The sequence below is a fragment of the uncultured Microbulbifer sp. genome, from assembly GCF_913055755.1.
Lineage (GTDB): Bacteria > Pseudomonadota > Gammaproteobacteria > Pseudomonadales > Cellvibrionaceae > Microbulbifer.
The window spans coordinates 61,060-82,117 of sequence record NZ_CAJXKH010000005.1 but is presented as its reverse complement, the minus strand read 5'-3'; the positions used below and the strand labels follow the sequence as shown (position 1 = coordinate 82,117).

16 protein-coding genes are annotated in these 21,058 nt (G+C 60.8%); 7 read left to right on the top strand and 9 right to left on the bottom strand.

Translation table 11 applies throughout. The features are described 5' to 3' along the window. From QZ511_RS02365 to QZ511_RS02355, 3 genes are all read left to right on the top strand, one after another. A partial coding sequence (locus QZ511_RS02365) for a TolC family protein (RefSeq protein WP_295798373.1) occupies positions 1 to 669 on the top strand: 669 nt, incomplete at its 5' end. Further along, on the top strand, positions 669 to 1,898 hold the full coding sequence (locus tag QZ511_RS02360; RefSeq protein ID WP_295798367.1) for an efflux RND transporter periplasmic adaptor subunit: 1,230 nt from the start codon (positions 669 to 671) through the stop codon (positions 1,896 to 1,898). The genes QZ511_RS02365 and QZ511_RS02360, both read left to right, overlap by 1 nt. Further along, positions 1,895 to 5,050 (top strand): efflux RND transporter permease subunit, encoded by a 3,156-nt coding sequence (locus tag QZ511_RS02355; protein ID WP_295798364.1) that lies wholly within the window; start codon positions 1,895 to 1,897, stop codon positions 5,048 to 5,050. The genes QZ511_RS02360 and QZ511_RS02355 overlap by 4 nt, the downstream gene beginning before the upstream one ends. A 110-nt stretch (positions 5,051 to 5,160) precedes the next feature. On the opposite strand, the gene QZ511_RS02350 is transcribed toward QZ511_RS02355, so the two are convergent. The 4 genes from QZ511_RS02350 to phhA form a co-directional block, all read right to left on the bottom strand. Then, complete coding sequence (locus QZ511_RS02350) at positions 5,161 to 6,330, bottom strand: cation:proton antiporter (RefSeq protein WP_295798363.1); 1,170 nt, start codon at positions 6,328 to 6,330, stop codon at positions 5,161 to 5,163. A gap of 118 nt (positions 6,331 to 6,448) precedes the next feature. Next, positions 6,449 to 8,137 (bottom strand): aminotransferase class V-fold PLP-dependent enzyme, encoded by a 1,689-nt coding sequence (locus tag QZ511_RS02345; protein WP_295798359.1) that lies wholly within the window; start codon positions 8,135 to 8,137, stop codon positions 6,449 to 6,451. A 77-nt stretch (positions 8,138 to 8,214) separates the two neighbouring features. After that, positions 8,215 to 8,685, bottom strand: a complete 471-nt coding sequence (locus QZ511_RS02340; RefSeq protein ID WP_295798358.1) for an Lrp/AsnC family transcriptional regulator — start codon at positions 8,683 to 8,685, stop codon at positions 8,215 to 8,217. A 354-nt stretch (positions 8,686 to 9,039) separates the two neighbouring features. Then, positions 9,040 to 9,843, bottom strand: a complete 804-nt coding sequence (gene phhA, locus QZ511_RS02335; protein ID WP_295798355.1) for a phenylalanine 4-monooxygenase — start codon at positions 9,841 to 9,843, stop codon at positions 9,040 to 9,042. A 236-nt stretch (positions 9,844 to 10,079) separates the two neighbouring features. Here phhA and QZ511_RS02330 point away from each other — a divergent pair, with 236 nt between their 5' ends. Then, entirely contained in the window at positions 10,080 to 11,459 is a 1,380-nt protein-coding gene (locus tag QZ511_RS02330) for a TyrR/PhhR family helix-turn-helix DNA-binding protein (protein ID WP_295798353.1), read from the top strand. Here the strand turns inward: QZ511_RS02330 and QZ511_RS02325 are convergent, their stop codons facing one another. Then, positions 11,460 to 11,810 (bottom strand): DUF962 domain-containing protein, encoded by a 351-nt coding sequence (locus QZ511_RS02325; RefSeq protein WP_295798351.1) that lies wholly within the window; start codon positions 11,808 to 11,810, stop codon positions 11,460 to 11,462. Positions 11,811 to 11,942: 132 nt separating this feature from the next. Here QZ511_RS02325 and QZ511_RS02320 point away from each other — a divergent pair, with 132 nt between their 5' ends. Next, a complete protein-coding gene (locus QZ511_RS02320; RefSeq protein ID WP_295798348.1) occupies positions 11,943 to 13,166 on the top strand; it encodes a CaiB/BaiF CoA-transferase family protein in 1,224 nt (407 codons plus the stop codon). Positions 13,167 to 13,192: 26 nt separating this feature from the next. Further along, a complete protein-coding gene (locus tag QZ511_RS02315) occupies positions 13,193 to 13,900 on the top strand; it encodes an MliC family protein (protein ID WP_295798345.1) in 708 nt (235 codons plus the stop codon). Positions 13,901 to 14,282: 382 nt separating this feature from the next. On the opposite strand, the gene QZ511_RS02310 is transcribed toward QZ511_RS02315, so the two are convergent. Both QZ511_RS02310 and QZ511_RS02305 read right to left on the bottom strand, forming a co-directional pair. Next, positions 14,283 to 14,840, bottom strand: coding sequence for a DUF934 domain-containing protein (locus QZ511_RS02310; RefSeq protein WP_295798343.1), 558 nt, complete (start codon positions 14,838 to 14,840; stop codon positions 14,283 to 14,285). Continuing rightward, positions 14,824 to 16,488, bottom strand: a complete 1,665-nt coding sequence (locus QZ511_RS02305; RefSeq protein WP_295798341.1) for a nitrite/sulfite reductase — start codon at positions 16,486 to 16,488, stop codon at positions 14,824 to 14,826. Before QZ511_RS02305 ends, QZ511_RS02310 begins: the two co-directional genes overlap by 17 nt. A gap of 284 nt (positions 16,489 to 16,772) precedes the next feature. Here QZ511_RS02305 and QZ511_RS02300 point away from each other — a divergent pair, with 284 nt between their 5' ends. Further along, a complete protein-coding gene (locus tag QZ511_RS02300; RefSeq protein ID WP_295798339.1) occupies positions 16,773 to 16,904 on the top strand; it encodes a hypothetical protein in 132 nt (43 codons plus the stop codon). A gap of 77 nt (positions 16,905 to 16,981) precedes the next feature. On the opposite strand, the gene QZ511_RS02295 is transcribed toward QZ511_RS02300, so the two are convergent. After that, positions 16,982 to 17,197 (bottom strand): DUF2970 domain-containing protein, encoded by a 216-nt coding sequence (locus QZ511_RS02295; protein ID WP_295798336.1) that lies wholly within the window; start codon positions 17,195 to 17,197, stop codon positions 16,982 to 16,984. 74 nt (positions 17,198 to 17,271) lie between these two features. Then, a complete protein-coding gene (gene metH, locus QZ511_RS02290; RefSeq protein WP_295798335.1) occupies positions 17,272 to 20,979 on the bottom strand; it encodes a methionine synthase in 3,708 nt (1,235 codons plus the stop codon). Positions 20,980 to 21,058: the final 79 nt, after the last annotated feature.

The window sequence follows — 21,058 nt, the reverse complement described above, 5'->3', positions numbered from 1 at the left end:
GGGGACTATGGCCACCTGCCTGCGTTACCGGCAATGCCGGATACCGGCATCCCCGCGCAGTTGCTGCTGCGCCGCCCGGATGTGAAGCGCGCGCAGCGCGAATTGCTGCAGGGACATTACCTGGCCGATCAGGCCTGGGCCGAGCGCTTGCCAAGCCTTTCTCTCAACCTGTTTTACAGCGGTGGTGGCGCAGCGCTTGCGGATATTGCAGAGGACTGGTTGATGAATCTCACCGCCTCGCTGGATGGGGTGATTTTCGACGGCGGCGGACTTTCCGCGGCCAGGCGCCAGCAGGAGGCGGTGGAGCAGGAACGCTGGGTAGCCTTCAGAAATACCGTCGTGCAGGCGCTTTCGGAGGTGGAGCAGGCGCTGATCAACGAAAACGCCATCGCCACCCGTATCGGCCACTTGCAGAAGCGGGCGGTACTGGCGAGCCAGATCACCGCGCGTCAGCGCCGTGCCTACGGGCTCGGTGCGGTGGACTTTCTCAACGTGCTATCGGCAACCAATAACCAACAATCACTCGAGCGGCAGCTGCTGACTGCGCGCCGCGAATTACTGGAAAACCGGGTAACGCTTTATCGCGCGCTTTCAGGTGGTCTTGAGTCCCATGACCTGCCCGCGCCGCCCGCGATGGATCTGGAAGTTTACCGGTCGGAGGACGCCTGATGTTCAACAAACTCAACTGGAATATCGTGGTACCAGTTGTCTTTATCGTGCTGGCAGTAGCGGCGTCCAGCTGGCTGTTGCGGGAAAAACCCACCATGGGTCGGGGAGAGCGCGCGACACCGCCGGTACTGGTCGAAGTGGAAGCCGCGGAGTTCGGCCGCTTTCCACTGACGGTAAAGGCCCTGGGCAAAGTTACTGCCCGCGAGCTTGTGGATTTGCAGCCGCAGGTGGACGGCCGGGTTGAATGGCTCGATTATGACCTGAGCGTGGGCGCTACGGTGGAGAAAGGGCAGCCGCTGCTGCGTATCGAACAGGAACCTTACCAGTTGGCGCTGCAGACTGCCCGCAGCACTCTCGCCGAGCGCCGCGCGGAGCTGCAGCAGGAGCAGGGCCAGCGGCAGGTTGCGAAAGAGGAGTTCGCACTGCTGGGCAGCACGCTGCCGGAGGCCGACCGCGCACTGGTACTGCGGGAACCGCAACTGGCGGCTGCGCGGGCGCGCGCGGATTCGGCAGAGGCCCAGGTCAACCTGGCGCAGCGGGATCTGCGCCTGACGAAACTCTCCGCCCCCTTCAACGCGCTGATTGTCGAGCGCGCGGTCGATATCGGGGACCGGGTGGCTCCGGGCACCTCGCTCTATACCCTGGCGGGCGCGGACCGTTTTCAGGTTGAAGTGGAAGTGCCTGCGGGACAGCTGTCCCTGCTGGACTCACCGGGTGCGGAAGTGCGCATTCGCGGCAGCCAGTGGCCGCACAACCAGTACCGCAGCGGTCGCTTCGTGCGGGTGATTCCGGTGTTGGAAGAGCAGGGGCGTCTCGCCCGGGTACTGGTGGAGCTGGATGATCCCCTGGGAATGACCAATACCGCTCAGCCGAAACTATTGCTGAATGATCTCGCGCGCGTGGAAATTACCGGTCGCGCGGATGGCCAGCAGGTGCGCATCCCGATGACTGCCCTGCAGGATGGCGATGTCGTATGGATTGTCAAAGACGGCAGGATTCATATCCAGCCGGTAAAAATTGCGCACTTGACCGATGTCCACGCGGTGCTTGCCAGTGGCCTGCAGGGTGGTGAGTCACTGATCGTGACCCGCCTTACCAGTGTCACCGAGGGGATGCCCGTACGTACCACGGCCGACGCCGGCGCGAAGCCAAAGCGCCCGCGTCCGGAAAATGGCCAGCCTGCCCGGGGCGATAAGGACGTACCGAAAACACAGGGTGAGCGCGGATGAGCAGCCTGGAAAACCGCGGTGGCGGCCGCAAACGCCCACTGGTAGATACCCGTCACGGTGCCATCGCATGGATGACCCACAACCATGTGACCGCCAACCTGTTGATGCTGATCTGCATTATCGGCGGCCTGGTGTTTGCCGCGAGCATCAAGAAGGAAGTCTTTCCCGAATTCAGCCTGGATATGGTCTCCGTCAGCATTTCCTATCCCGGCGCCAGCCCGGAAGAAGTGGAGCGGGGTGTCCTGGTCGCCGCGGAACAGGCGGTGCAGGGGCTGGAAGGTATCAAGGAACTGCGCGGCAGTGCCGGTGAGGGCAACGCGAGTCTGACCCTGGAGCTGGAAGAGGACGCGGACGCGAACCAGGTCTACCAAAATGTACAGGCGGCCATAGACCGGGTTACCACATTCCCCTCGGATATCGAGCGCCCCCGGGTCAGCCTCGCCGAGCGCAAGCGCGATGTGCTCGACCTGGTGGTGCACGGCGAAGTGGACGACCGCACCCTGCGCGCATTCGTTATGCAGGTACACGACAAGCTGGAAGCCCACCCGGACATTACCCAGCTGGAAGCCTACGGTATAAGGGATTACGAGGTGGCGATCGAAGTGCGCCGGGATGACCTGCGCCGCTACAACCTGTCACTGCCGGCGGTTGCACAACTGGTGCGCAACGCGGCGGTGGACGTGCCTGCGGGGGGCGTGAAATCCAGTGCCGGGGAAATTCTGGTGCGGGTCACCGAACGCCGGGACTGGGCGCGGCAGTTTGGGGATATCGCGGTAGTCCAGAGTCCCGGCGGCGGCACCGTGCGCCTCAAGGATATCGCCAGCATCCGCGACGCCTTGGTGGATGAGCCCCGCAATATGGTTTACAACGGTGAGCCCGCAGCAGGCATTGATGTATTTCGCATCGGCGACCAGACCCCCATGAGCGTCAGCGACGCCACACACGAGGTGCTTGCGGAAGTGCGCCAGTCGCTGCCGCCGGGTATTCACGTCAGCGTGCGCGACGATGATTCGGAAATATTCAAGGAGCGCCTGGCGCTGCTGTTGAAAAACGGCTTCCTCGGCCTGTTGCTGGTATTCGTGGTCCTCGGTGCATTTCTCGAGTTGCGCCTTGCCTTCTGGGTAACCCTGGGTATTCCCACCAGTTTCCTGGGGGCGCTGCTGTTCCTGCCGGCGATGGATATTTCCATCAATATGGTGAGTATGTTCGCGTTCATCATTGCGCTGGGTATCGTGGTGGACGATGCGATCATCGCCGGTGAAAACATCCACGAGTGGCGCCAGCAGGGCTACAGCAATTTCGAGGCCGCAGTGGCCGGCGCCAGGCAGGTGGCGGTGCCGCTCAGTTTTGCGATCCTCACCAATATCGTGGCCTTTATTCCGCTGATGGAATTGCCCGGATTTATGGGCAAGATTTTCGGCGTGATTCCCTTTGTGGTGGGCGCGGTATTTCTGATTTCCTGGGTGGAGGCGCTGTTTATCCTTCCGGCGCACCTGGCCTATTCGAAGCGCGGCTACAAAAGCCCGAAAGCGCGGCGTTTTGCCGCGCGCCAGAAAATGATCGCGCGCAGCCTGGATCGCTTTGTGGAAAGGCGTTTCCGGCCTTTCCTCGACCTGTGCGTGCGCCACCGCTACATCACCATTTCCATAGCGCTCGGTGTGCTCATCATCATGACCGGCTACGCCGCCAGTGGCCGCATGGGCTTCACCCTGATGCCGCGGGTCGAACGGGATTCCGGCCGCGTACAGGTTACCTTTCCGCCGGGCACCGCCGAGGCGCAACTGGACCGCGCGCGCAAACAGATCATGGGCGCCGCAGACAAGATCCTGGAAGAAACCGGGCGCGAAGGGATTTTTATGGGCATGCGCGGCCTGATTCGCAACGACCAGGTGCAGGTGGACGTCTACCTGACTCCTGGGGACCAGCGCGAGATTTCCACCGGGGAATTCGTTGGCCGCTGGCGCCGGCAAGTGGGGCCGATACCCGGTTCCCTCAGCTCCAGTTTTGCCAGCGACCGCGGTGGGCCCGGTGCCGGCCCGGCACTGACGGTAGAGCTGCGCCATACGGATACCGACCTGCTGGAAGACGCCGCGAAGCAACTGGCCACCGCACTGGAAGATTTCCCGGCGGTTGGTGATATCGACGCCGGGGTGTCCCTGGGCAAGCGCCAGCTCGACCTGACCCTGACCGATACCGCAAAAAGCCTGGGGCTCAGTGCGGAGGACATCGGCCGTCAGTTGCGCGCTTCCCTGTACGGTGCCGAAGCCATGCGCCAGCAGCGCGGACGGGATCAGGTCAAGGTGATGGTGCGTCTGCCGGAAGAGGAGCGGGTGACCCTGGACGATGTGAACAACATCATGATCCGCGCCGGCAATGGCCTCTGGTTGCCGCTGCCGGACTTGGTCAAAGTGGACCAGGGGCGCGCCTATGCCACCATCAACCGCCGGGAAGGGCGGCGGGTGATGACGGTGACGGCGAATGTGGAGCCCGCGGATCAGGCTGCGCTGGTAATCAACGAGCTGAACCAGAGTGTGATTCCGCAGTTGCGGGCGCAGTATCCGGGCCTGTCCATTTCCTACGAGGGCCGCCAGGCGGAGGAGCGGGAAGGTCTGTCGTCACTGGGGCTGACCTTCTCTTTGACGATGGCGGCGCTGTATATCCTGCTGGCGATACCGCTGAAAAGTTACATCCAGCCGTTGACGGTGATGGTGGCGATTCCGTTCGGCGTGATCGGTGCGTTGCTCGGCCATTTGTTGATGGGCTATGGCCTCAGTATGGTGAGCCTGCTGGGCATGGTTGCGCTCGCGGGGGTGGTGATCAACGATACCCTGGTAATGATCGAATACGCGAACCGCTTGCGTCTGGAAGGCATGCCCATTACCGATGCGATCAAGCGTGCGGCCGCACGCCGTTTCCGGCCGATTATCCTGACCACGGTAACCACTTTCTGTGGCCTGATGCCGATGATTTTCGAAACGTCGGTGCAGGCAAAATTCATGATCCCGATGGCGGTATCCCTGGGCTACGGCATTCTCGCCGCGACCACTATTTCGCTTTTATTGGTGCCCTGTCTTTACCTGATGTTTTCGCGGGATATCCCGGAGTTGTTTGGGATGTTCAAGAAAAAATCACGTGGGAAGGTCCCAGCCTAAAGTTGGTGCCACGAAGTCCGCCCGGTGGCGCAAAAGTACTGGGGCGGTTCCGAAATGGCCCACCCAGAGACTCGCCGCCACCAATGGTGAGGCGGACCTCTACCTGGGCGTCAATCCCGCCGCAAATGATCCTTGATCGCAATCGGGTTGGGGAAGTTCAGTACCACGATGTACGACGACACCAGGAAGGTGAGAATGGCGGTGGCCTGGATCAGGTGGGAAGCGGCGCTGCCGATCAGTTGCTGGCTCATGGCCAGGTAGGCGATCAACAGCGAAAACTCGCTGATCTGGCCCAGGCGGAAACCGATATCCCAGGCGAGAATCTTGCGTTCGCTCTGTTGCCCCAACAGAAAGCGGAAGACCACCGGTTTGATGGCCAGTACCGCCACCGCGGCGACCATCGCCGGCAGCGCGATCTGCGGCACCATATCCAGGTGGAACTGGGCACCCAGACTGAAGAAGAACAGGATCAGGAAAAAGTCCCGCAAGGGTTTCAGGCTGATCGCGATGTACTGGGAAATGGGACTGGTTGCCAGGGTGATGCCGGCGATAAACGCACCGATTTCCCGGGACAGACCCATGGTTTCCGCCAGCTCCGCCAGTCCCATACACCAGCCCAGTGCCAGCAAGAACACATATTCGTGAAAGCGGTCGAACTTTGCCAGCAGTGGCTGCAGCAGGTATTTAACCGCACCCCAGGCCACCGCAATCAGGAACGGCAGCGCGGCAAAGGAAATGCCGAGTTTGGCAAAATCCACGCTGCCGGTGCTGCCACTCAGCAGGATCATCAGACAGGTAATTGCCACGAAATCCTGGAACAACAGCAGGCCCACCATCATTTCACCCAGGTGCTTGTGGTGCAGCACCGTGGTGGGCAGAAGTTTGATGCCGATGATGGTGCTCGAAAACATCATCGCCATACCGATCACCCAGCACTCGGTGGACGTGAATCCGAACAGGTAACCGATGGCGTAACCCAGACCCAGGAACAGGCCGCAGCTGATCAGCCCCACAAAGGTGGCCTTGCGCATCACCGAGATAAGGGCCCTGGGCTGCATATCGAGCCCGAGCAGAAACAGCAGGAAGATGATGCCGATATTCGACATCTCCGCCATCAGTTCAACGTTGTCAATGACGGCGAAGCCGGACGGGCCGAGCAGGACGCCCAGCGCGATATAGGCCACCAGCAGGGGCTGGCGCCCCCAGAGCGCAAGAGACGCCACGATGGCGGCACCGCTGAAAATCAGGAAAAACGACTGGAACAGAGAAGCTTCGTGCACTGCGCATCCTTGGTTGCAGAGAGGTTGGCCGGGAAAACAGCGGTCTTCCAGTGGCCATTATCGGCCCAGAACCCCGCTGTTTGCCACCCCCGCACGGATACGCAGAGCCGCGATGGTGCTACAGATTGAACCAGCGCAGGTTTTCGCCCTCCGGCGACAGGATCGGCTGTGCGCACCGTTCCCCCGGTGGATTTTCCAGCAGGGCCCTTGCTTCGGCCAGATAATCTGCCAGTGATCCTGTGAGCGTTTCCGGCGCACCGGACTCTTGCGCAGTGAAAGACAGTGGCAACACCGGCTCCCCGGGCTGGCCCTGGAAACGCCATACGCCGTGTTCCGGGTCATACTGGTAAAACGGCAGCATGCGGTAACCGAATTCCGCCACCAGCTCGATGGCACCGATCAGGTAGTCGACGGTTTCTTCATCCAGGAAATAGTTGAAGTTCAAGCGCACCCAGCCGGGTTTGAGAATGCTCTCACCGGCGCTCACCAGCTGCTCCAGAGCGCTGCTCTGGGCGTCGGTCAGATGCAGCAGCTTGTGTCCGTAGGGGCCGGCGCAGGAACAGCCGCCGCGCACCTGGATGCCAAACAGGTCGTTCAGCAGGGCCACCACATAACCGTAATGCAGTGGCTTGCCTTCGCGCAGGATATGCAGCGATACGATGCTTACCCGCTGCGGCTCCACACCGCCGAGAATGTCGATGTTGGGGTTGTCTGCCCACCGCGCAAACGCGCGTTTAAGCCAGGCGTCTTCCCGGGCTTCGATATTGTCTGCGCCCACGGAATCTTTCAGAGCAAATACCATCCCTGCGCGCACCGATTCCACAATCGCCGGTGTGCCCGCTTCCTCGCGGCGCTCGCCGGCGGGAAGGTAAGTGTGCCGGTCGGGGCCCACCCAGGACACAGTGCCGCCACCGGGCACCGCGGGCTGGTTTTGTGGCAGCAGGGACCTGCGCACGATCAGCAGACCCGGAGTGCCGGGGCCGCCGACGAATTTGTGCGGAGAAATGAAAATCGCATCCTTGCTGGCGGCGGGTTCAGAGCCCTGGGCGTCGATGGCGACATAGGGTGCCGCCGCGGCGTAGTCCCAGAACGAAAGCGCATCGTACCTGTGCAGCAGGCGGGTCACCGCATCGACGTCGGTGCGGATGCCGGTGACATTGGACGCAGCGGAAAAGCTGCCGATACGGAGCGGGCGTTCGCGATAGCGGACCAGTGCCTGTTCCAGTGCCTCCAGATCCACACCGCCGTTTTCCTTCTGCGGAATGGTGACGACTTCGGCGATGGACTCGCGCCAGGGCAGGTCGTTGGAGTGGTGTTCGAACGGGCCGATAAATACCACCGGGCGCTGTCGCTCGGGAATGTCCGCCGCGGATACCCCGAAGCGCTCGTAGCAGTCTTTGCGCAGGCCGAGGCTTTCCAGCAGGCGGTTGATCGCCGCAGTCGCACCGGCGCCACAGAAGATTACCGCGTGTTCGTCACCGGCATTTACCGAGCGGCGGATGGCGGCGCGCGCCTGTTCGCGGAACGCGGTGGTCTGGCGGCCGGTTGCAGAGGTTTCTGTATGGGTGTTGGCGTACCAGGGCAATACCTGGTTGCGAATGGCGTCTTCGATAAAAGTGAGACCGCGACCGGAAGCGGTGTAGTCCGCGTAGACCAGCGGGCGCTGGCCGAATGGCGTGGCAAATGCCATGCGCTCGCCGATGACGCTATCGCGGATACGCGCGAGTAGCGCTTCTGTCTCGCGGCGGGAAGAACCCGCGGTTTGGGGTGTTATGGGGGCGCCATTCTGATGCGATTGTACAGGCATGATTTCCTCAAATACTGGAATTGCCGCCCGCGAGGGTCACCCGCGGGCGGCCGGTGTCAGTAATTGAGCTGGCGGGTTCACTCCCCCGACGGAATGGGCAGTTCTGTGGTGCTTTTGATCTGCTCCATGGCGAAATTGGAGGCGACATCGGAAATGCCGGAGTGGGCGATCAGTTTTTTGTAAAACTGGTCGTACGCCGCGACATCGCTGACCACAACCCGCAGGATGTAGTCGTAGTCGCCGGCCATGCGGTAACAATCCACCACTTCCGGTAAATCGGCCATGGCGGCGGCAAAGGAGTCCGCCCACTCCGCACTGTGCTGGTTGGTTTTCACCTGGGCAAAAACCGAAACCGGCAGGCCGAGCACGTCCGCATCCAGCAGAGCCACCTTGCGGCGAATGATGCCGCTCTTCTCCAATTTCTGAATCCGGCGCCAGCAGGGGGTCTTGGTAAGGCCCACTCGCTCGGCCAGCTCTTCGATGGAGAGGCTAACATCTGACTGCAATATGGCAAGAAGTTGTCGATCAATTGCGTCGAGTGAGGACATAGTTCTACAAATCTCCCAAAATGGCGGGGGATCGTATCCTTGAGTAATGCCGTAAGTGCCGTCAATGGCAACAAAATACCCCTGCGGTTTTTGGCGGTGCGGCCAGATCCGACTTTCGGTCGGGCGGGAAGAACCCTTTGGCTGCCTGCCTTCTCATGGAGATAACGATAGTCTCCGATACGGAATTCCAGTAGTGGAATTTTCCCTCGCCAACTTGTGTGTCAAAAAAGCCGGGCAGGGCCCGGCGGACAACAGGGGAGATGTAGAAAACTATTTCTGGGCGGCGCTAAGGGATGTGGCCGCCTGCGCGGATAGCTGGTTGAGCAGATAGCTGGCTGCGCGGGGATTCCCCGCTCAGGCAGCTTCCTTGGGCGGGAACAGCGGTTCGAACAGCCCGGCCGCCATCGCCTCGCGCACCCGTGCCATCAGGTCGATTTCGGTCAGTTGCTGCAGCGCTTCCAGGTCGTTCAGCACATAGTAAATGGGCTGCACGATATCGATCCGGTAGGGGGTGCGCAGGGCGTTGACCACATCAAACTCCGCGCGCTGGGGCGCGTCGCTGAGGGCGTAGAGGGTTTCTTTTGGCGAGGACAGAATACCGCCGCCGTAGATGCGCAGGCCGTCCCCGGTGTTCAGCAGGCCAAACTCCACGGTAAACCAGTACAGGCGCGCGAGGTAGGCGCGCTCTTTCGGTGAGGCGCTGAGCCCCAGTTCACCGTACTTCTGGGTAAAGTTGGCGAACGCGGGGTTGGTGAGCATGGCGCAGTGGCCGAAGATCTCATGGAAAATATCCGGTTCCTGCAGGTAGTCGAACTCCTCCGGGGTGCGGATAAAAGTGGCCACCGGGAACTTGCGCTCGGACAGCAGGCGGAAAAAGGTCTCAAAGCCGATCAGTGCGGGCACCCGGGCGACTTCCCAGCCGGTTTCGCGGCGCAATACCTCGCTGATTTCTGCCAGCTGCGGGATGCGATTGCGGGGCAGGTCGAGCAGTTCCAGCCCGTGCAGGTATTCGTCACAGGCGCGGCCGGGCACCACCTCCAGCTGGCGCTCGATCAGGCGCTGCCAGGTCTGGTGTTCCAGTTCAGAGTATTCGATAAAACCGCTGGCATCGGGCTCGCGGGCCACGTACTTGCTGGGTTTTTTGCCGCCTTTCTGCATGCTTTACCTCTTTCCTGGTCGCGGCAATCGCAATTGTGCGGTGCCGGCGGACCGGTTTGTTGTTGTTATCTGCCCTCTATTCTTAGACAGCATCGGGCGCAGATGGCAGGGGTAAGTTGGCGGTAGTTGAGTGTTGGGGGCGATGCTGGCTACACTTTCTGTAAATAATTGTTTACAGAAAGTGTATGCGAATTGAGATTACCTGCCGCAATAGAGTCGGTATCCTCCAGGAAATAATGGCTATTTTCGGGGAATATCGGGTCAACGTGACCTCCGGCGAGCTGGGGGGAGACAGTGGGGACAAGGTCTATCTGGCGGCGCCGGACATGCTGGTCGCCCAGTTTCAGAGTATCGAGCGCTCCCTGTACCGGGTGCCGGGGGTGGAAAAGGTCCGCCGGATCGACATGATTCCCTCGGAGCGGCGCCACTTTGAGCTGGATACGCTGCTTGCGCATATCTCCGACCCCGTGCTCTCGGTGGACCGGGAGGGTCGCATCATTGCCGCCAATCGCGCGGCAGCGCGGGCATTCGGAGTCAGCCTCGATCAGGTGGCGGGCATGCAGTTACAGCGGTTTTTGCCGCGCCTGCAACTGGCAGAGCTGTTGCGCGGGTTTACCGTGCCGCGCTTCGGCCTGCCCGTGGCCATTCGCGGGCGGGAATACCGTCTCGACTGGTCGCCGATGGCGCTGTCGGACAGCCCGGGTGCGGCGGACTCCCTGGCCGGTGCCGTACTCAATCTGGTCCCGGCTCCGCCAACCCGCGCCGGCGCGGTATTGCCGGCCCCCAGGGTGCTGTGGGATTTCGATGAACGCCGCGAGGCGTGTCTGCGGCTGCAACAACTGGCGCCGCTGTCCGATCCTCTGTTGATCCTGGGGGAGCGGGGCAGCGGCCGCTCCACATTTGCGGCCGCGGCGTTCTATCTGTCACCGCTCGCGGATGCCGGGGAAGTGTTCTGGTGGCAGGGTGGATCCCCTGAACCGTGGTCCCTGGAAGTGCTGGCAGTGCAGGGAGGCGGCGTGCTGGTGATCGATGACCTGCATCTGTTGTGCGAGGATTCCCAGCGCGCCCTGGTAGCGGCATGGCACCGCGGGGCCCTGCCACAACGACTCATCGTCACGGCCACCGGTCCGGATAACCTGCAGCCGGGCTTGCGGCAACTCCTCAGCACACAGCTGGTGACGCTGCCTGCCTTGCGCTCCCTGCGTCCCGCCATCTCCCGCTTTGTCGGTGCGATGCGGGAAGAATCGGGAGAGTTGCTCCCGGTTACCGAAGACGCGCTGGAAATATTAAAGCTGCAGGATTGGCCGACGAATTTTGCCGGGCTTGCCGGCCAGCTGGCGGGGGCCTCCGCCCATGCTCGGGCCCGCAAAGCCTCGGTGGTTGATGCCGAGGACCTGCCACTGCAGTGCGGTGAGGAGAACCTGCCGTGGACCGCGTGGGGCAGGGGCCTGAACTACCGTCAGATGATGGAAAAAATGGAGCGGGGGCTGTTGCAGGAGCTGGTGCGCGGCAACCCCTCTACGCGCGCCCTGGCAAAAAAACTCGGCCTGTCCCACACCGCCATTGCCAACAAGCTGCGCAAATACGGCCTGGGGCACGCCGAGCGGGACAAGTGATCAGCGCTGGATCCTGCCCAGCAATACATCCTTGAACATCACAAAGTCGCCCCACAGGGAGTAGAAGGGGTTTTTGAAAGTGGCCGGACGATTGTGCTCAAAGAAAAAGTGCCCGACCCAGGCAAAGCCATAGCCCGCCACCGGTAGCGCCCACAATAGCGGCCAGTTGCGGGTGAGCAGTGCGGTGATCAACAGGGCAATAACCAGTGCCGTGCCCACAAAGTGCAACCGGCGACAGGTAAGGTTGCTGTGTTCCCCCAGGTAAAACGGGTAAAACTCTGCGAAGGAGCGGAATTTGGGCGCTGCATTTCCCGCATTGGTGGAAATTGCTGATTTCGTATTGTCGGTCATCCTCTCTGTCCTTTTTTGATTATTGTGGGATCAGTGTTTTCGCAGTGTACGTCCCCTCAGCGTTTAGACCAACAAGTCTGAATTCTGATACGCTGCGGCAGTTTTTACAGGCAGCAACGTCAGGCAGGATTTATGGCCGGTCCCTTAACCCATCTCAAAGTTCTCGATCTCAGTCGCATTCTGGCGGGCCCCTGGGCCGGCCAGGTACTCGCCGATTTCGGCGCGCAGGTGATCAAGGTGGAGCGCCCGCAAAAGGGCGACGATACCCGTCACTGGGGCCCTCCCTACCTGAAAGATGCCGCGGGCAATGATACGCCGGAAGCCGCCTATTACCTGAGCGCCAATCGCGGCAAACAATCCATTACCGTGGATATCACCAAGCCCGCCGGGCAGGAACTGATCAAAAAACTCGTGAAAGAGTGCGATATCCTGCTGGAAAACTACAAGGTGGGGGGGCTGAAAAAATACGGCTTGGACTACGAATCCATCAGGGCCGTCAATCCCGCAATCATCTACTGCTCCATCACCGGCTTTGGCCAGACCGGGCCCTATGCAAACCGCGCCGGCTACGATGCGATGATCCAGGGGATGGGGGGGCTGATGAGCCTCACCGGGGTGCCGGAGGGGCAGCCGGGGGCTGGTCCGCAAAAGGTCGGGGTTGCGGTGGCAGACCTGATGACCGGTATGTATGCGGTATCCGGGGTGCTGGCAGCGGTGATTCACCGGGATCGTACCGGGGAGGGGCAGCAGATCGACCTTGCGCTGCTGGACACCCAGGTGGCCTGGCTGGCCAATCAGGCACAGAATTACCTCACGTCCGGAAAAAGCCCCGAGCGCCAGGGAACCGCGCACCCGAACATCGTTCCCTATCAGGCGGTCCCCGCCAGTGACGGCTACTTTATGCTGGCAGTGGGGAACGATGCCCAGTTCAAAAAATTTTGCGCCATCGCCGGCCTGGACGGTATCGCCGAAGACCCTGCCTATGCCTCCAACGCTGCCCGGGTACAGGCGCGGGATCAGCTGGTTCCGGTAATCGAGCGCACCACCCGGCAGAAGCCCGCGGCCTGGTGGCTGCAACAGCTGAGCGACGCCCATGTGCCCTGCGGTCCAATCAACAACCTGGAGCAGGTGTTTGCCGACTCACAGGTACAGGCGCGGGGCATGGTGGTGGAGCAGGCGCACCCCACTGCGGGCACGGTAAAAACCGTGCGCAACCCGCTGGGCTTTTCTGCCTCAGAACTGGCATACGAGCAGGCGCCGCCCATACTGGGGGAGCACACGGATGCGGTGCTCGGGACAATGCTGGCGCTGGGTGCCGAAGAGATTGAATCGCTGAGGAAAGACGGTGTGATTTAACCGTTGCGGATTGGCAGGGAGTTCGGATGGATCTGAATTGCGGGATTGCGGCGTTATTTTTGCTTGTTGCAGTGAGTGTGGGGAGCTGCGGGCCGGGTGATGTCTCAGTCGGTGACGGGGCTGCCGGTGAAGGGATTGGCGCGGAGAATTCCTCTGATGTCCCGCTCCAATCTGCCGGAGATGGCGCCTCTATCAAAGCGAATCTGCCCCCGGATGTGCAGCCCACCTTTGACTGCAGCAAGGCGCTAGACAGCAGTATTGAGCAGCTGATCTGTAGCGATGAGGAATTGGCGCTGCTGGACCGGCAGATGGCAGAGATCTACCGCGCTGCGGGTAAAACGGAAAAAGCCGCGCGGGATAAATACTTCAAGGCGCGCCAGAGAGGCTGGATCAAGGGCCGCAACGATTCCTGGAAGGCCGATGATAAACGCGCCTGTACCAGAGATAGTTATCTCCGGCGCATCGCCGAGTTGCAGGCCCGCTACGCCTTGATGGAGGGGAAGGAGGTCACCTATGCCTGTGCGGATGGCGATGTGACAGTGACCTTCTACGACACCGCTCCGGCCACAGCTGTCGCACGGTTTAAAGGTGAGGAATCCTTTATGAATGTGCAACCGAGCGCCAGCGGGGCACGATACCAGGGGCGCAATGAAAGCCTATGGGAGCATCAGGGAGAGGCGACCATCCAGTGGGGGTACGACGCCCCGGAGATGCTCTGCCCCCTAAAACCATAAAACAGTGAATCGGTAAAACGGTAAACGCTAAAATCTGCAGTGCTAAACCGCGGTCGAATTCCCGGAAATAACCAATTACACGTTCAACTTGTGCCGCGATTTGGTATTAATCATGCAATTTACGGGCAAATGCGCGTAAATAAACTAGTATCCATAATAACTCGACAGGGACTGTTGCATTATGGAGACGGATGGACACAGGGAGCTGCCACGCAATTTGCAGTTGGTGTTCCAGCGTATCGGGCGGCAATTGGAGGGGTATTGCTGGGTAAGTTTTTCCAGGGGGGCAGGGGCCTTGCTCGACTCTCCGAAAGCTGCCGCACCTGGCCGCCAGCAGGATGCTTGCCGGCGGTCAGGCCCGGACGTGTCAGGCCCGGATGTGTCAGACAAGGGCGCGACGGCGGAAAATGGGTAGCGGTTGGTCCACCGCGGCCTGGTAGCTGTCGCTGAAGTCCTGCATGGAATCCAGCAGGCCCTGCAATGATTGCTCCCCCTGATAGGCAAAGGCGTTGAAGCCGCAGCGATTCAGATAGGTCAGCTGGTCGCGAATAAAATTACCTACCGCACGCAATTCCCCGTTAAAGCCGTAGCGCTGGCGCAACAGGCGGCCCGCAGTAAAGGCGCGGCCATCGGTAAATGCGGGGAAGTGCGTTGCGATCAGCGGCAATTCCTGCGCGAAGTCGCCAATCAGATCTGCGGTCTCGTCGCTGTCCAGCCACACCCCGATCTCATCCTTGCGCGCCTGCAGCGCCTCGCGCAATTCCAGCCAGATACTGAGGGGCAGGATCACCTTGCCGGCCGCCAGGTTATTTGCAGTGATCTCTTCCTCGCCGCCGAGGGGCAGCAGGCGCCAGGTATTGTCCACCACGACGCCATCCAGAATCAGCTGTTGCGGGTTGTCCGGTTGTGCACCTACGGGCTTTTTAGCTGGCTTTGGCATACACACGCTCCTTGAATGGCTGAAGCCCGATACGGTTGTAGGTGTCGATAAACAGTTCTTCCGGCAGGCGGTGCTCCACGAAAACGTCGACAATCTTGCCGATGGTTTCCGGCATCTCCTCGCGGGAGAAGCTGGGGCCGAGCACCTTGCCCAGGCTCGCATTTTCACTGGCGCTACCGCCCAGCTGCACCTGGTAGAATTCCTCGCCCTTTTTATCCACACCGAGAATGCCGATGTGGCCGATATGGTGGTGACCGCAGGCATTCATACACCCGGAAATATTCAGGTCCAGCTCGCCCAGGTCGTAGAGGTAATCGAGGTCATCAAATTTGCGCTGGATCGCTTCCGCCACCGGAATGGATTTGGCATTGGCCAGCGAGCAGTAGTCACCGCCCGGGCAGCAGATCATGTCGGTCAGGGTGCCGATGTTCGGGGTTGCGAAGCCGTGCTTGCGCGCCGCCTGCCAGAGTTCGAACAGTTTCTCCTGCTCCACATCTGCCAGTACCACGTTCTGTTCATGGGTGACCCGAACCTCGCCAAAGCTGTACTGTTCCGCCAGTTCGGCAATGGCTTCCAGCTGGCGGTCGGTTACGTCACCGGGGGGAATGCCGGTGGGCTTGGTGCTCAGTGTCACCGCCTGATAACCGGGCACTCGGTGCGGGAAGGTATTGCGCTCCAGCCAGCGGGCAAAAGCCTTTTCGGAACCGGCCTGGTCGCGCAGTACCGCTTCGGTATGGTTGTGATCAAATGACCGGTACGCGGGCTTCGGGAAGAAACTCCTGGCCCAGGTTATGGCCTCAGCGGTCAGCTCGTCGGCGCCGTCCTTGACCTGTTCCCACTCCGCTTCCACGCGGCGGGCAAACTCTTCCGGGCCCAGCGCCTTCACCAGAATCTTGATGCGCGCCTTGAATTTGTTGTCACGGCGGCCGAGCTGGTTGTAGACGCGCACGATCGCTTCCAGGTAGGAGAGCAGGTGCGTTTCCGGGAGGAAGTCGCGAATGGCCACGCCGAGGATCGGGGTGCGGCCGAGGCCGCCACCGACGAATACCTGGAAGCCGGTTTCGCCGCGATCATTTTTCACGATCTGCACGCCGATATCGTGGGCGCGGATGGCCGCGCGGTCGGTTGCCGCACCGCACACCGCGATTTTGAATTTGCGCGGCAGAAAGGCGAATTCCGGATGGAAGGTGGACCACTGGCGGATCAGCTCGCAGTAGGGGCGCGGATCCACAAGCTCGTCACCGGCCACGCCGGCAAACTGGTCGGTAGTGGTGTTGCGGATACAGTTACCGCTGGTCTGCACCGCGTGCATTTCCACTTCTGCCAGTTCCGCGAGAATGTCCGGTACGTCTTCCAGGTTTGGCCAGTTCAGCTGTACGTTCTGGCGGGTGGTGAAGTGGGCGTAACCCTTGTCGTACTTGCGGGTGATCTCCGCGAGGCGGCGCAGCTGGGCGCTGTGCATCATGCCGTAGGGCACGGCAATGCGCAGCATGGGGGCCAGACGCTGTACATACAGGCCGTTTTGCAGCCGCAGGGGCAAAAATTCTTCTTCGCTCAGCTCACCGGCGAGGTAACGGTCGGTCTGGCCGCGAAACTGGGCCACCCGTTCCCGGATCAGCTTGTGGTCCTGTTCGTCGTATCGATACATAAGAGCTTGATTCCATTGCTTTTTCGCGCTGCGGAGACAACGCCCAGAGGGTATTTCGGGAGTTACCTTTACCCTAAGATGGCGCATAACATACCAGTCGCCTTATGCAAAAAATAACAATATTTTTTGCTAGCTTAGTAATTTTTGGTTATAAGCGGGAATTGCCGGGCGGAGCGGTGCTATTGCACCTGCGGCGGGGATTTGCTCTACTTGAAAAACCGCTTTTTTAGCGGTGCTGCTACCTTTAAGAACAATAATGATTTTGACAGTAACGGAGTATTGCGATGAGCGATCGAGTTGCAAGAGATGTAGTAGTTGTATCAAACGATAGCGATAACGCGGTAGACGCCATTGCGGCGGTGGCTCTGGTAGCCATTTTCGTGGCCACCTGTATTTTCTGGGTCGCTTCCCAGTAATAGCTGTTTTTTTATTCTGAAGTCCCTGTCGATTGTGTCACCCGGAGCGACTGCCTCCGGGGTGCACTATCGCGCGTTCAGCCCATATTACTCAATACGGTTTTCACCACCAGCACCAGGGTGATGACGAAAATTGCGGTAAATATGATGCCGGCGGCCACGTAGGTCTTGATACTGCCGCCTTTGAAATCCCTTTCCCGGTTCCTGTTCGACTGTACGCCAATTGCGGCGGCCAGGGTGCTGAGCACAACCTGACCGAACGAGGGGCGCTTATCGTTTTCTTTTTCTCCCATGTCCTTCCTCTGCTTCTGCTGTCGGGTTTGGTTCGAGGAGCCGGTCGGGGCCCGCGCTCGGGCCCGGCGTTGGTTCAACCCTCCAGGTTGGGGCGCAGCCAGCGCTCCAGCGCCTGTTCGGTCATGCCCTTGCGCTCTGCCAGGTCCTGTAACTGGTCGCGGCCGATTTTGCCCACATTGAAATACTTGGATTCCGGATGGGCAAAGTACCAGCCGCTGACTGCCGCTGCAGGCATCATGGCGAAGCTTTCGGTCAGCTCGATACCTGCATTCTCCTGCGCATTCAGCAATTTGAAAAGGGTGGCCTTTTCGGTGTGGTCCGGGCAGGCCGGATAGCCGGGGGCAGGGCGGATACCGGAGTACGCCTCCTTGATCAGCTCTTCATTGCTCAGGGTTTCGTCCGGCTGGTAGCCCCAGTACTGTTTGCGCACCTGGCGATGCAGGTATTCGGCGAAGGATTCCGCCAGGCGATCCGCAAGGGCTTTCACCATGATCGCATTGTAGTCGTCGTGCCTGGCTTCGTATTCCCGGGCCAGCTCGTCGGCACCGATACCGGTGGTTACGGCAAATCCGCCGATGTAGTCGGCAACGCCGGACCCCACCGGGGCGATAAAATCCGCGAGGGAGCGGCAGTAGCCATCGCCCCCGCGTTTCTGTACCTGCTGGCGCATCTGATGCAGGCGGGCGATTTCTTCGCTGCGGCTTTCATCGCTGTAGACCACGATATCGTCGCCGTCGGCATTTGCCGGCCACAGCCCGAATACGGCGCGGGCTTTGAGGCGCTTGTTGTCGATCAGGTCCGCCAGTATTTGCTGGGCGTTCTTGAACAGGTCGGTAGCGGCTTCGCCGACGACGTCATCATTGAGGATTGCCGGGTATTTGCCGGCGAGATCCCAGGAGATGAAGAAGGGGGTCCAGTCGATGGTTTCCACCAGTTTTTCCAGCGGGAAATCATCCAGCACGGTCAGGCCCGGATTGTTTGGCACCTTGGGTGCATAACTGGCCCAGTCGAACTGCGGGCCGGCTTGCAGCGCATCCTGGTACGCCAGGCGCGGGTCGTTGCGTTTGCGGTTGGCGGTGCGCGCGCGCACTTTCTCGTACTCTGCCTGAATGCCTTTGACAAAGCCCGGGCGCAACTCGTCGGACAACAGGTTGCTGGCCACTCCCACAGCGCGGGATGCGTCGGCTACATAGACAGTCTGGTTGCGCTGGTACTGCGGATCGATTTTCACCGCGGTGTGCGCCTTGGAGGTGGTGGCGCCGCCGATCAGCAACGGGATATCAAAGCCCTGGCGCTCCATCTCCGCGGCCACGTGGACCATCTCGTCCAGCGACGGGGTGATCAGGCCGGAAAGTCCGATGATGTCACAGTTCTTTTCTTTTGCCGTTTGCAGAATGGTTTCCGCCGGCACCATAACGCCGAGGTCGATTACCTCGAAGTTGTTGCAGGCCAGCACCACGCCGACAATATTCTTGCCGATATCGTGCACATCGCCCTTGACCGTCGCCATCAGGATGCGTCCGTTGGGCTTGCTGTCGACGGTTTTCTCGGCTTCGATATAGGGTTGCAGGTAGGCCACCGCCTGCTTCATAACCCGTGCGGACTTCACCACCTGGGGCAGGAACATTTTGCCCTCGCCGAACAGGTCGCCGACGACGTTCATGCCGTCCATCAGTGGCCCCTCGATCACATCCAGCGGGCGGCGGGCCTGCTGGCGGGCTTCCTCGGTGTCCTGCTCGATAAAGTTGTTGATGCCCTTGACCAGTGAATGGGCCAGGCGCTCGTTGACCGGGAGCTGGCGCCAGGCGAGGTCTTCCTTGCGCTCGGCGGTGCTGCCGTCGCCGCGGTATTTCTCCGCGATATCCAGCAGCGCCTCGGTGCCCTCCGGGGTGCGGTTGAGGATCACGTCCTCGACCTTTTCCCGCAGTTCCTGCGGCAGATCGTCGTACACCGCCAGCTGGCCGGCGTTGACGATACCCATATTCAGGCCAGCCTTGATCGCGTGATACAGGAACACGGAGTGGATGGCTTCCCGCACCGGGTTGTTGCCGCGGAATGAGAAGGACACATTGGAAACACCGCCGGAGACGTTGGCGCCGGGCAGGTTCTGGCGGATCCAGCGGGTAGCCTCGATAAAGTCCACCGCGTAGTTGTTGTGCTCCTCGATTCCGGTGGCGACAGCAAAAATATTCGGGTCGAAAATGATATCGCACGGATTGAAGCCGACCTTCTCCACCAGGATGTCGTAGCTGCGTTTGCTGATCTCGGTCTTGCGCGCGAAGGTGTCGGCCTGGCCGTTTTCGTCAAACGCCATCACCACCACTGCGGCGCCGTAGCGCAGGCAGGCGCGGGCCTTTGCGACAAAATCCTCTTCGCCTTCCTTGAGGCTGATGGAGTTCACGATCGCCTTGCCCTGGATGCACCGCAGGCCGGCCTCGATCACCTCCCACTTGGAGGAATCCACCATAAACGGCACTTTGGCAATGTCCGGCTCGGTGGCGCAGAGGTTGAGGAAGCGGCGCATGGCGGCGACGGAATCCAGCATCGCCTCGTCCATATTGAAATCGATCACCTGTGCGCCGTCTTCCACCTGTGCGGCCGCTACCTGCAGCGCGGTATCGTAATCCTCCTCCATGATCAGGCGCTTGAAACGCGCGGAACCGGTGACGTTGCAGCGCTCACCGACGTTGACGAACAGGGCGTTCTCATCGGCGACATAGGGCTCGAGGCCGGACAGGCGCAGAGCGGGTTTGATTTCCGGCAGCTTGCGCGGCGGAATATCGGCCACCGCATCGGCAATCGCGCGGATATGTTCCGGGGTGGTACCGCAGCAGCCGCCGAGGATATTGATAAAGCCGCTCTGTGCGAACTCGGCGACAATCGCCGCAGTTTCTGCCGGGGTTTCATCGTACTCGCCGAATTCGTTCGGCAGGCCCGCATTGGGGTGGGCGGATACCTGCTCGGCGCAGACACCGGAAAGGGCTTCAATGTAGGGGCGCAGTTCGGTGGCGCCCAGGGCGCAGTTGAGGCCCACCGACAGGGGGTTGGCGTGGGCCACGGAGTAATAGAAGGCCTCGGTGGTCTGGCCCGAAAGGGTGCGGCCGGAGGCGTCGGTGATGGTGCCGGAAATCATGATCGGCAGTTCGAACCCGCGGCGGTCAAATACTTCCTTCAGCGCGTAGATGGCGGCCTTGGCGTTCAGGGTATCGAAGATCGTCTCGATCAGGATCAGATCGCTGCCGCCGTCGATCAGGGCATCGGCGGACTCGATATAGTTCTCTACCAGCTTCTCGAAGGTCACGTTGCGTGCCCCCGGGTCGTTGACGTCCGGGGAGATGCTCGCGGTGCGGGAGGTCGGGCCGATCACACCGGCCACAAAGCGCGGCTTTTCCGGCGTCGAGAGCGCATCCGCGGCGCGGCGCGCCACTTCCGCGGCCACCCGGTTCAGTTCCGGCACCAGGTCTTCCATATCGTAGTCGGACTGGGACAGGCGGGTGGCGTTGAAGGTGTTGGTCTCGATAATGTCGGCGCCGGCTTCCAGGTATTCTCGGTGCAGGCGTTCGATCAGCTCCGGCTGGGTCAGCACCAGCAGGTCGTTGTTGCCCTTGATATCGGAGGGGTAGTCGGCAAAGCGCTGGCCCCGGTAATCCGCTTCCTCCAGCTTCTCCCGCTGGATCATTGTGCCCATGGCGCCGTCCAGAATCAGAATGCGCTCGCCCAGGGCGGCGTAGAGCTGTTTCAGGCGTTGGTCACGAGACTGCAGAGACCGAGCTTCCGACATGGTCATTTTCCTTAAACCGGGGATTCAAAAGGGCCGCAATCTTAGCATAAACCACGCCCTGAGCCGCCTTTCTGCGCGA